The organism is Clostridium sp. UBA4548 (assembly GCF_002387895.1).
GTDB lineage: Bacteria > Bacillota > Clostridia > Clostridiales > Clostridiaceae > Clostridium_J.
Genome location: NZ_DGLI01000044.1, coordinates 14,900 through 27,529 on the forward strand (window position 1 = coordinate 14,900; position 12,630 = coordinate 27,529).

12 protein-coding genes are annotated in these 12,630 nt (G+C 29.1%); 2 read left to right on the forward strand and 10 right to left on the reverse strand.

Going from position 1 to position 12,630, the window contains the following annotated elements; all coding sequences use genetic code 11:
• Positions 1-11 precede the first annotated feature (11 nt).
• The 4 genes from B3040_RS15500 to B3040_RS15515 all read right to left on the reverse strand — a co-directional run bounded on the left by B3040_RS15500 (position 12) and on the right by B3040_RS15515 (position 3,527).
• Positions 12-410, reverse strand: coding sequence for a DUF6762 family protein (locus B3040_RS15500; RefSeq protein WP_291575098.1), 399 nt, complete (start codon positions 408-410; stop codon positions 12-14).
• A gap of 486 nt (positions 411-896) precedes the next feature.
• Positions 897-1,322, reverse strand: a complete 426-nt coding sequence (locus tag B3040_RS15505; RefSeq protein WP_291575103.1) for a Fur family transcriptional regulator — start codon at positions 1,320-1,322, stop codon at positions 897-899.
• Positions 1,323-1,499: 177 nt separating this feature from the next.
• Positions 1,500-2,960 carry an aminoacyl-histidine dipeptidase gene (locus B3040_RS15510; protein ID WP_291575105.1) on the reverse strand — a complete coding sequence of 487 codons (1,461 nt, stop codon included), beginning with the start codon at positions 2,958-2,960 and terminating at the stop codon, positions 1,500-1,502.
• 15 nt (positions 2,961-2,975) lie between these two features.
• Complete coding sequence (locus B3040_RS15515) at positions 2,976-3,527, reverse strand: manganese efflux pump (RefSeq protein ID WP_291575107.1); 552 nt, start codon at positions 3,525-3,527, stop codon at positions 2,976-2,978.
• A 172-nt stretch (positions 3,528-3,699) separates the two neighbouring features.
• Between B3040_RS15515 and B3040_RS15520 the strand changes: the two genes are divergently transcribed.
• Complete coding sequence (locus B3040_RS15520) at positions 3,700-4,638, forward strand: magnesium transporter CorA family protein (RefSeq protein WP_291575109.1); 939 nt, start codon at positions 3,700-3,702, stop codon at positions 4,636-4,638.
• Between the two features lie 255 nt (positions 4,639-4,893).
• Complete coding sequence (locus tag B3040_RS15525) at positions 4,894-5,628, forward strand: DUF4397 domain-containing protein (protein ID WP_291575111.1); 735 nt, start codon at positions 4,894-4,896, stop codon at positions 5,626-5,628.
• Positions 5,629-5,891: 263 nt separating this feature from the next.
• Here B3040_RS15525 and B3040_RS15530 read toward each other — a convergent pair whose 3' ends face one another.
• From B3040_RS15530 to cobS, 6 genes are all read right to left on the reverse strand, one after another.
• Positions 5,892-7,922: an ABC transporter ATP-binding protein gene (locus tag B3040_RS15530; protein ID WP_291575113.1), complete on the reverse strand. Its 2,031-nt coding sequence runs from the start codon at positions 7,920-7,922 to the stop codon at positions 5,892-5,894.
• A 3-nt stretch (positions 7,923-7,925) separates the two neighbouring features.
• Positions 7,926-9,677, reverse strand: coding sequence for an ABC transporter ATP-binding protein (locus tag B3040_RS15535; protein WP_291575117.1), 1,752 nt, complete (start codon positions 9,675-9,677; stop codon positions 7,926-7,928).
• A gap of 301 nt (positions 9,678-9,978) precedes the next feature.
• Positions 9,979-10,428 (reverse strand): PadR family transcriptional regulator, encoded by a 450-nt coding sequence (locus B3040_RS15540; RefSeq protein WP_291575123.1) that lies wholly within the window; start codon positions 10,426-10,428, stop codon positions 9,979-9,981.
• Positions 10,429-10,432: 4 nt separating this feature from the next.
• Positions 10,433-11,281, reverse strand: a complete 849-nt coding sequence (locus B3040_RS15545; protein ID WP_291575125.1) for a DegV family protein — start codon at positions 11,279-11,281, stop codon at positions 10,433-10,435.
• 244 nt (positions 11,282-11,525) lie between these two features.
• Positions 11,526-11,747, reverse strand: a complete 222-nt coding sequence (locus tag B3040_RS15550) for a DUF1450 domain-containing protein (protein WP_291575127.1) — start codon at positions 11,745-11,747, stop codon at positions 11,526-11,528.
• A 132-nt stretch (positions 11,748-11,879) separates the two neighbouring features.
• Positions 11,880-12,629 carry an adenosylcobinamide-GDP ribazoletransferase gene (gene cobS, locus B3040_RS15555; RefSeq protein WP_291575130.1) on the reverse strand — a complete coding sequence of 250 codons (750 nt, stop codon included), beginning with the start codon at positions 12,627-12,629 and terminating at the stop codon, positions 11,880-11,882.
• Position 12,630: the final 1 nt, after the last annotated feature.

Below are 12,630 nucleotides of genomic sequence, written 5' to 3' on the forward strand. Positions count from 1 at the left end.
TACCACTGTTTTTATAAATATTGTTGCTTTTTGTCGGAAATATCTTCAAAAACTTTATCCATGGCATTGTTAATTAAGCTGCAAATTTCATTAATTTTATTTTTAACTTCATTATAGTCTTCGTCATATGCGAATTTTATAAACCAAGTTGGATTATATTCTTCATCATAAGGTTGCAAATCAAATCCACATGATTTAAAAATCTCTTCATCAAATAAATCAAATATGGCTGTGAATTCCCATTCCTCAACATCTTTATTAGTATCAAAATAAAGATTTATATTTTCACCATCATAAAATAACTTAGTAATATATTTAGCACCCTCACCAACTTCGTAACTTCCAATTTCCTTTGTTAAATAGTTAGTATCTTTGTCCTTTTCCATAAGAACTAAAGAAGAAAAATCCATAATCTCATCTCCTAATTGTAATTTATTGACATTTTTCCATTTTATGTATATTATAATATTATAGTTTTATCACCTTATTTATTTTCTGGAGGTGTACACCTTGAGTACAAAAATAATAGTAAAACCAAAGAATCAAAAAATTCAAAAGAAAAAGTTAGGGTTAAAAAAATTCAAAAAACTAAAGTTATCATTTTTATTAATAATTTTTATAACAATAGTATTTTCAATAATATGTAACAAATATACTGCTTATAAATGTAAAGATCTTGATTACGCAATAAAAAATTATACAACTACTGGATTATTTAACAAATATAAGCTTTATTCACTTGAAAACTATGAAATCAAATTTTCTGATGGAAACTTTGCAATTGTTGATGTGAAAGGCATAGAAAATAAATCACCTTATAAAGTTATAACTTACAAACTTCATATACAGAAAAATAATAAAGGAACGTGGAAAGTAAAGGAATACTATCCACGTTCCTATTGTTTTTTATTCTCTGAACTGCAATCCTTACATATTCCCCTATTTAAGTTAACACAACTATCTAATAATGTTAACCCAGTTTTTGCTTTTACATATTCTTGGACTTGTTGCATTGGACAATCTATTTCTACATGTTTATGGCATATTTCACATTCAATTAAATGTTTATGACCCTTTTCCTTTAATTTATAGTTATATTTTCCCTCACCTAAATCAAATTTATCTACAATTTCATGATTGTATAAAGTTTCTAGTGTTCTGTATACAGTTGAAAGGTCTATATCAATACTTTCTATATCTAATTTATTATAAATATCCATAGCACTTAAACACTGTTCCGACTGATAAATTATACTCATAATTTTAATTCTTGATTTTGTGGCTTTTAAATTATTTTCTTTTAGGCATTGTATTACATCCATAATATCACCCTACATTTAAATTCATTAGTACTAGTATACACTAAATGGATACATTTCTCAATAACATGAATTCAATAACTTTTTATTATATTAAAATGAAAATAAAACTAAAGTTTTCAGATATATATTAAAAGACTTCCTAAACACAGGAAGTCTTTATTTTTAATTTCTTTTAAATTACTTTATTTCTTTTAATACAGCTACTAAATAGTCATACATTCTTTCTACTGAAGATATGCTTATATGTTCATTTGGAGTATGAACATCGTATATATTAGGTCCAAAGGAAATTTGATCTATATTACCATTAAACTTATCACTTATTAAACCACACTCAAGTCCTGCATGGATAGCAGAAATATGAGGTTTATTTCCAAATGTATCTTCATATACTTTTTCAAATACGTTTCTGATTTGTGATTGAGGATTATACTGCCACTCTGGATAGTCGGACTCAAACTCAATACTTCCATCTAAAATTTCAGTAAGAACTATCATTTCATCACAAATTGATTTCTTTAAGCTTTTAACAGAACTTCTAACAGCACTGTCAAATACCACTGAATCATTTGTAGTTGTAACTACACCTAGGTTTGTTGAGCTTTGAACTAAATCTTTAATTGCCATACTCATAGATTTAATTCCATTTGGCATTAAGAATAGCATTCTTAAAACCTTTATTTTACTATCATCACTGAAAACTCTTGTAATGTTCTCATCTAACTTCTCAGCTTTTAGGCATAAATCTGGATCTATTCCTTGTAATTCATTAGCAAATATTTTGCTCCACTCTGATATTTTATCTTCAACTCTGCTAACTTCTTCTGCTCTTACTAAGATTATTCCATCAGCTTCTCTAGGTATAGCATTCATCTTTGCTCCACCATTTATTGAGGCTAATTTAAAGTCAACTACAGAGTTTAGATCCATTAAGAATCGTCCCATTAGTTTGTTGGAATTTCCTCTTTCTTTATTGATTTCCATACCAGAGTGACCACCTTTAAGTCCTCTAATTCTTATAGCTAAAGTACTATATTGCTCTGATACTTCCTCGTATTGAACTGGAACAGACATTTTAGATCTGATTCCACCTGAACAGCTTACAAGTAAAGTTCCTTCTTCCTCCGAATCTATGTTTATCAACATTCTACCATTTAAGTTTGAAGGGTCTAGATTCATAGCTCCACCCATACCAGTTTCCTCTTCTGTAGTTACAAGTAACTCAATTGGAGGATGTGCAATTTCTTTCGAATCAAGAATAGCAAGACCGAAAGCTACAGCAATACCATTATCAGCACCTAATGTTGTACCATTAGCTTTTAGGGTGTCATCTTCAACTATAAAAGCAATTGGATCTTTCTCAAAATCATGAACAGTTCCTTGATTTTTTTCACAAACCATATCCATATGTCCTTGAAGAATTACGGTTGGTGCATTTTCATATCCTGCTGTTCCTGGTTTTTTAATTATAACATTTAGGGCCTTGTCTTGTATTACCTCTAAATTACGGTCTTTAGCAAATTTAACTAGCCAATCACTAATAGCTTTTTCATTGCCTGAACCTCTTGGTATTTCATTCATTTCTCTAAAAAAATTGAAAGCTTCGTAAGATTTTAGTTCTCTTAATTTGTTAATCATTTTTTTCATCCTTTCTTAAAAAAATATCATCTTTAGTCCAAATAATATTAAAATAACTCCTCCAATGTAGTCAGCATATTTACCTACTAATTCTATTTTGCTTAAATATTTAGAAATTATGAAAGCAATTATACACATTACTAGAGTAATCGCTCCTATGAGTAAAGTGTATGAAATTAAAGTATAAACTGCTGCTATATTAGATAAAGTTATAAAACCAACAACAATTGCATCTATACTTACAGATATTCCTAAAACAAGATACATTTTAGGGTGGAGTATAGGACATTCACCTTTATTTTCAAGTCCTTCCTTTATCATCATGATGCCTACAATGGCAATAATAATGCCTCCTATTACTGAAGGTACTGATGCAACTTTTTCTGTGAAGAATTTTCCCCCTAATCCTCCTAACAACGAAAACAAAAATTGAAAAAATCCAAAAGATATTCCAAATAATAATTTTTGTCCTTTAGTGGCCTTGTCATTTAAGCCAATACAAAGAGCTACTCCAAAAGCATCTAAAGATACTGCTAGTGCAACTAATAAAAGATCACCTAACCCCATAAAAACCTCCAGTGATAATATACTTACATATTTTTATAAACTATGCAATAATAATAACTTATGTATAAATTTAATAACTTAACACTACTATTATGATTAATTAATTGCATATTGTCAAATATTATTGACAATATGGTTAATATTTATTAGCCTAAGATATGGAGGTGATAAAATGATTTCCATTTATAAAAGTGATGTATTAGGAAATTTGTGTAATATTGATGATATAGAGCCAGGTTCATGGATAAACTTGGTTTCACCATCTGATGAAGAAACCTTGCTTTTATCTCAGAAGTTAAATATACCCAATGATTTTTTACGTGCTGCTTTAGATGAAGAGGAAGGCTCCCGAATAGAAATAGAAGATGATTGTACATTAGTTATTTTAGACATACCCTTTACTGATATAGATGCAAATTCTCTGACCTATGATACATATCCATTAGCAATAATTAATGCTAAAAATGTGATAATTACTGTATGCTTAAAAAATAGCAAAATATTAACTGATTTTATAAATAATAAAATTTCATCTTTTTTTACCTTTAAGAAAATTAGATTTATGCTTCAAATTTTGTCCAGAATTTCAAACTACTATTTATTGTACTTAAGACAAATAAATAAAAAAAGTTTATTAATAGAAAAAACTGTTTATAAGTCTTTGAAAAACAGAGAAATTATTCAGCTTTTAGCTCTACAAAAGTCTTTGGTTTATTTTTCTACGTCCTTAAAATCAAATGAAATAACCCTAGAAAAACTTCTCAAGCTTGAGGTTCTCCAAAAATATGATGAAGATAAAGATATTTTAGAAGATGTTATAATTGAAAACAGACAATCTATAGAGATGTGTAATATTTACGCAGACGTATTAAGTGGTACTATGGATGCCTTTGCTTCAATAATATCAAATAACCAAAACTTAGTTATGAAGAATTTAACTTCAGTAACCATTGTCCTAGCTATACCAACTCTTGTTTCTGGACTTTTCGGTATGAATGTTGGTGGTGTTCCTTTTTCTAACTCACTAATTGGTTTTGGTGCTGTAACCTCTATAGTGTTATTTATAACAATAGTTGTCATAATATATTTGAGAAGAAAAGATATGTTCTAAACCCTATAATTGTAGATAGTTTTTATTGTTCCCTTAAATCAGTTATTAACTTTTCCAAAAATTTAGAGTTCTTATTTAACTGATTTTAAATCGCTGGTTAAAGAAAGTTTCGACACAATAAAAGCATATATTTAAATGCTTTTATTGTGTCGAAATTTATTATAAAATAAATTTATAAATTTTTTACTTTATGTATCACCATTTTTTAACTTTTCCATATATTAATTTTAGAAACATTCAATTGTGAGGTAAAAAATGTATTATCCACCTAATGGTTATTTTAGAAGTGATGATATAGTTAAAGACAACAGCACCATGGCTAATAATAATATGATGCAAAATAACAACACAAAAACTATCAGCAATATTCAAAATGAAAATATGATCTCTTATGTTAGGTTGTTACATGCAGCTCCAAAAGCTCCTACAGTAGATGTTTATGTTAACGATAATTTATTAGTTAGAAAGTTTAATTATAGAGAATTCACAGATTATGTTAAACTTCCAAGCGGAACATATAATGTTAAAATATATACTACTGGTGATAAAGCAGATCCCTTATTGGAAACTGACTTGTTTGTACCTCCTCAAAATGTAATTACCGTTGCTGCTATAAGAGATACAAACAATGACCTTTCCTTATTCCCAGCAGTAGAAAAACCGCTTACCAATACCACTGCAGGTAAAGCTAAGGTTAGAGTTGCTCATTTAATTTCTAATGCACCATCAGTAGATATAGCTCTTCCTAATGGAACTATTTTATATAAGGACGTGCAGTTTAAAGATTTAGAAAATTACATTGAAGTTCCAATTGGAAGATACACTTTAGAAGTAAGGCTAGCAGGCACTGAAATTGCTATTTTATATATTCCTAATATCAGGTTAAGATCAGATAAATATTATACTGTATATGCTATAGGATTAGTAGGAGACGAACCTTCTCCTCAGGTACTAATTCCACTTGATGGTATTAGTTATCTAAAGGTTTAATAAATTATTGCGATTACACATTCAATCTAATTATAGTTTGAGTGTTTCCCCCATAAATAACTTAGTTTGCTAGCATTATTATGCTAGCATTTTTTATTGCGTCAAAAACCTACCGCATTACTAAAGCCATTTAAAATGTAAGTTAATTAGCCTTAATAAAAGATTAAAAACCTCTAGAAATTTAAAGTATATAAATAAATCTATAAAAGTAAGTTTATACACTAAAATAAAAAGCAGTTGTGAAAAATTCACAACCGCATTTTTTATTGACCTTCATATTGCAACTTATAAAGGTTACTATAAAGTCCATTTTTATTAAGTAGTTCTTCATGATTACCCATTTCTCTAATTTTACCCTTATGAAGGACAATTATCTTATCAGCATTTCTTATGGTTGATAATCTGTGAGCCACTATTATAGTAGTTCTTCCATTAGTTAACTTATTTAAGGCATCTTGAATTAAGCTTTCTGTTTCTGTATCAATATTAGCTGTAGCCTCGTCTAAAACAAGTATTGGTGGGTTAAAAGCCAATGCTCTAGCAAAAGCTATAAGCTGTCTTTCTCCTTGGGAAAAAGTTGACCCTCTTTCATTAACTGGTGAATCATATTTTTCAGGAAGTTTCTCTATAAATACATTCGCATTTACATGCTCACAAGCTTTTACTACATCAGCATCTGTAATGTTTTCATTATTTAATCTCACATTTCCTTTTATGTCTCCAGTAAAAAGAAATACATCCTGCAATACTGTGGCAAGATTTCTTCTTAAATCTTCTTGTTTCATATGCTTTATATTTATACCATCTATTAATATTTCTCCCCTTTGAATATCATATAACCTACTTATTAAACTAATAATTGAAGTTTTTCCTGCTCCTGTAGCTCCTACAAAGGCTATAGTTTCTCCTGAGTTTATCTTAAAGCTTACATCTCTAAGAACCCACTCATCGCTATTATAAGCAAACCACACATTTTTAAATTCAATATTCCCTGTTAATCTGCTTAGTTCAATAGGGTTTTTAGCATCCTTAATCATGGTATCATTATCAAGTAACATAAAGATTCTTTCTGAGGAAGCCATTGAAGATTGCAAAATATCAAACTTTTCAGAAAGGTCAAAAATAGGTTGGAAAAACTTTTGAATATAGCTTATAAACGCATATAGCACTCCAAGATTTATATCCATTCCTAAAACTTCTCTACCGCCTACCCAAATTAAAATAGCAAGAGCTAGTTGGTAAACCATATCCATTAAAGGTCTAAAAATTGCAAAAACTTTAATTTGTTCCATAGCAGCTTGAGAGTAGGAATTGTTTATATTATCAAACTCTCTAAACTTTTTATCTTCCACTCCATAAATTTGAACAGTTTTCATTCCCGTTATATTCTCTGAAAGAGATGAATTTATTTTGGAGAGCCTACTTCTAACTTTCCGATAAGCTTCTCTATCATATTTTCTAAACACCATAGTCAAGCCTATTACTACTGGTAATGTAATTATAGATACTATTGCCAGCTTCACATCCAATATGAACATGGCAATTACTATTCCCACTAGCAAAAATATATCCTTAAATAAATATACTAAAACTGAAGTATACATTTCATTTAAAGTTTCTACATCATTAGTAACTCTTGTAACTAATCTTCCTACGGGATTCTTATCGAAGAATGATAGTGAAAGACTTTCCACATGTTTGAATATAGTGGCTCTAATGTTATAAACAATTTTTTGTCCAGTATATTGGAGGATAAAAATTTGAGTGTAGTTAAAAATAAACATAGCAATACAAATTGCTAAAACATAGATGGCACTTCTGTTTATTGATTTTAAATCTTCACCTCTTAGAATAACTAAGTCATCCTTAGTTATCTTATATGCTGTATATTCATTTTCCTCTTGAGTTACTTTATTATTTTCAATAGTTAGAGGTGTGTTTTCTTTTAGAGTTCCTTCTACAACATAGGGTTCATTATTAGAATTATAAACTATAGTTCCTTTTTTACCTTCTAATAGTTCTCCTCTAACAACAAACTTTTCACCTAACTTTACAGAGTTATCCTTTTCTGTTTCTGTAATTGTATAGGTTGCTTTACTCCAATTAATGTTATTATCTATAACATTTTTTATTATATAAGGCATTAGCAAATCAAGGCATATGACCACTAGCATTAATGCAGCAACAATAAAGATTAGTCCTTTATATGGATTTGCAAACTTTAAAAGTCTCTTCATAAGCTTGGAATCATATTGCTTTCCTAAACTTTCTTCTTCATAGTTTAAGTTCTCCATAATTTACACCTCCCCTTCAGCCATAATTGCTTGTTCAATTTGCTGCTTTTCATAAATTTCTCTATAGATCCCCTCTTGATTTTTCAATTGTTCATGGGTACCCTTTTGAGCTATTTTTCCTTGTTCTAAAACAATAATTTGATTTGCTTCCTTTACAGCTGATATTCTATGAGAAATTATTATGGAAGTTTTATCCTTCATGATTTTCTTTAAATTATCTAAAATTTTAACTTCTGTCTTAGCATCTACAGCTGATAGACAATCATCTAATATTAAAATATCTGGGTTTTTTATTAGCGCCCTTGCTATTGATGCTCTTTGTTTTTGTCCTCCTGAGAGTGTTACACCTCTTTCACCTACCATGGTATCAAACCCCTCTGGAAAATCCATTATATTATCATAAACATCTGCATTTCTAGTTGCCTCAATAACCTTATCCATATTAAGTTCATTGTATGCAAGGTTTATATTTTCAGCTAAGGTTGTGGAGAAAAGAAATGGATCCTGTGATACAAATCCTATATTATGTCTTAGAGTATCTAATGGTATCTTGTTTATATCTTTTCCGTTAATGAGTATTTTGCCATTTTCTACATTATAAAGCCTTAGTAGTAAATTTATTAATGTAGTCTTACTACTACCTGTACGTCCTACAATACCTAAAGTTTCTCCTTTTTTTATAGTGATATTTATATCCTTTAATGCTGCTAAGTCCGTATCAGGATAAGCAAACGTTAAATCTTTTATAACAATATCCCCATTAAGTGATTCAATTTTATCTACATATTTATCAAGGATTTCTGGTTGAGTGTTTAATACTTCTTCAATTCTTTCTAAAGATGCATATCCTCTTTGTAAATTATTTATTACCCAACCCATTGCCATCATTGGCCATACAAGATTTCCTAAGTACATATTGAAAGTAATAAATTCCCCTAAAGAAATATTACCTAGAATAACAAACCTTCCTCCTATTGCTATCAAAATCACAAAACTTAAAGAAGCAATTAACTCAATTAAGGGCGAAAAAATTCCCCAGACTCTTATAAAGTCCATATTAGCATTAAGGTTATTTTGATTTTCCTCTAGAAACTTTTCATACTCTTTTTCTTCTTGCACAAAAGATTTTACAATTCTAATTCCAGAAAAATTCTCTTGAACTACATCAGTAAGCTTTGAGAAACAACTTTGCACTCTTGTGAATTTCTTATGAATACTCCTGCCAAATCTCCTTGAAATAATTGCAACAAAAGGTAGTGGTATTAAAGAAATTAAAGTAAGCTTAGTGTTAATGCTTAGCATTATTATTAAGGTTGCAATTGTTAGTACAACAGCATCACAAAACATAATAACACCTTGCCCTAAAGCCATTCTAACTGCATTTAAATCATTAGTTGCCAGAGCCATTAAATCCCCAGTCTTATTTTTATTGTAGTAGTTAGTAGAAAGAGATTGAAGATGTTTAAAAAACTTACTTCTTATGTCATATTCTACATATCTGGCAGTACCATTAATATAAATTCTCCACATAAACCTACAGGTTGCCATTATGGCTGCTATTAATAAAATGCTAACCACAGCCACGGTTATCTTCCACTTTGTTGCAGTACCTTGTGCTAAGCTATCTGTAAGATACCCTAAAATCTTTGGTGGTGCTAATTGTATAAAGTCTACAATTATAAGAAATACAATACCAACAAAGTACCTCTTCTTATATTTCTTAGCATACTTAAGAAGCGAATTTAATTTTCCCATAGATTCCCCCCCTTTTTTATTCCATGAAAAAACTGTAATATTTTATAAATAATTATACACTTTAATATTTTATTCTTCTACCTGGAAAAATATTTCGTGTCTCGAAAAATATTTTCATAGATTTAAATCTTGAAAAAACATTAATAAATTCAGTAAGTTTTTAGTTATATATCTTCATCTATATTCAATAAGTTCCTTATACGAAAGATTAAAACCATGTTCATTATAAATATCATATGTATATATATAATAAAAAAGATGATTCTTGAATTATTTTTAAGTAATTCAAAAATCATCTTTACTATTCTTCATATAAATCTTTATAAATTATTTTAAACACTTCTAAGGCTTCTTCTATCTTACTTCTAAGCAAAATTTTCTTTTGTGTAAGCTCTTCTAGCCCTGATTCAGTTAACCTATAAATTTTTTGGGCTTTTTTCTTTGAATCATCCCAACTACCTTCTACATGTCCTTGTTTTTCCAATTTTTTTAGTAAGGGATAAATTCCTCCAGTACTTGGAAGCCAATATCCATGTGTTCTATCTCCAACTTTATGCGATATATCATTTCCATTTGTAGGTCCTAAACTTAAAATATACAAAACATAAATAGGAAGTAACCCTTTTGTAAAAACTTGCCCCACAGCCTCATTTTCTTTTTCAACTTTTCTGAGCTCATTGAGTTTTTTCTTATATTCCTCATATAATTGGCGTTCTTCTTCTTTTATATCTTTAATATGATGATGACCCATATTATTATTCTACCTCGTAGAAAATTACTCCTATAAGTCCTGGTCCTGAATGAACTCCTGAAACCGGACTCAGGTACCCATGAAAAGTTACGCTATTAACATTTGTTAGAGTTTTAAGTTGTTCAGCTACCTTTTGGGATTCTTCCTCTGCTTCTCCATGTATTATATGAATGTCATACTTTTTCTTAGATAATTTTTCTTTTGCTATTTCTAACATTCTATTAATAGATTGTTTTCTTCCTCTAACTTTGTCGTAAGTATAATATACTCCATTTTTATCAACAGATATAATAGGCTTAATATTTAAAAGTTCAGCAATTGTACCTGATACCCTACCTATTCTTCCGCCTCTTTTTAAGTATTCTAAAGTACCAACTACAAAGAATAATTCTGTTTTTTCAGTAACTCTTGGAATTTCCTTAACTATTTCTTCAAAACTCATACCTTTTTCAATCATCTTAGCTGCTTCAACTATTGGCAAGGCTTCTGCATAGGAAATTGCCTTACTATCATAAACGAAGGATTTAATTTCAGGATGATTTTCGCTAGCTAAGGAAATTGCGTTGTGAACTCCTGATAATCCTGAGGATAGAGTAACAATTATAGCATGAGTATAACCTTCACTTTTAAGTTCCTCATACATATTCTCTATATCTTTCATTGCTGGAAGAGAAGAAGTAGGTGCTTCAGTCTCTAAAGTATCATACACATATTTTGGAGTTATATCTACTCCATCACTATATTCTCTATCTTTATATATAATTCTAAAAGGTAATACCCTTACATTATATCTTTCTTTTAGTTCCTTTGTAATATCACTTGCACTATCTGTTACCAAAGCTATTTTTTGCAATATAATCCCTCCTAGTTTAACTATAATTTTATTATATATCACTAGTGAGCACATTATCAATAGTGATATATCAATTTTGATAACATTTCTTTATTTTTATTATGAATAAATTTTATTAATTTATTCTAAGGTGTTAAATAATCTTTCCTTTATACATTATTACAGATCTTTATAATAAATCTTAACAAAGAAAAAAAGCTACAAAAATGTAGCTTTTCACCAAATAGATTTAAAAAGTTTAAGACTAGCTAACTAACTCAGCTTTCACTAAATCATAAGCTTCCTCTATATTTTCACTTTCAATTAACTTTCCATCAACTCTAACAATGTATTTATACCCACATAAATTGCATACACCAATACACTTGTTTTCTGTAATAACAAAATCTCCATGAATTTCCTTAACTTTCTCAATTAATTTTTCATAACCTTCGTTACACATACAAAAACTAACTTTTTTACTCATTTGTTTCCTCCTTTGGTTAGAACATTGTTATGATTAACATATTAACCTTGCTCTCTTTAATCATGGAAATAATACCATGCCAATAACTGAATTATAAAAGAAAGTCTAATTTATACGTTACTTGAGTTCACTCTAATTGGTAATAACAAAATACATAATAAGTGTAAAGATTTCCACTATCTCATTATTTGCACCTAAGGTATCTCCACTTAAACCTTCAATCTTTTTCTCACAAAATTTATTAAATAAATAAGTAACTATTATTGATGTTATTATTAGTAATATAGCTATGTGGCCTATAAACATATAGGTTAATGCCACAGTAATAAGCAGGGTGTATATAAAGTTTATACCTTTAACCTTACCAATAAATAAATTACCAGTTCCTTGTGGTTTTGCACTTTTGCCTATGTAGGATAAGAACACAATAGAAAATCTTCCAATGATAGGAGCTGTTATTATAAGTAGTGGTGCAGTATTAATTGTACTGTTTATCAAGGATACCTTTAAAAGTATATTGAATACAATAGCAATACAACCAAAAGCTCCCACTCTGCTATCTTTCATTATTTCAATGATTTTTTCCTTGCCTCCCTTAAAGGAAAAAAAGCCGTCAGCACAATCTCCAAATCCATCTAAATGAAGAGCTCCAGTGATGATAATGGAAATAAACACTGTAATTATTGCAAGGGTTAAAGAATTTAATTTAGTAGATAATCCATAGTATACTGCATACTGAAATCCCCCAATAATCAGTCCTATGATAGGAAAAAATGGAGTTCCTTCAATGAAGTTCTTATCTTCACAATTTAATCCTTTGTTTATTGGTATACGGGTAAAAAATTGTATGTACAATAAAAAATTGTTAACTATATTTTTCATA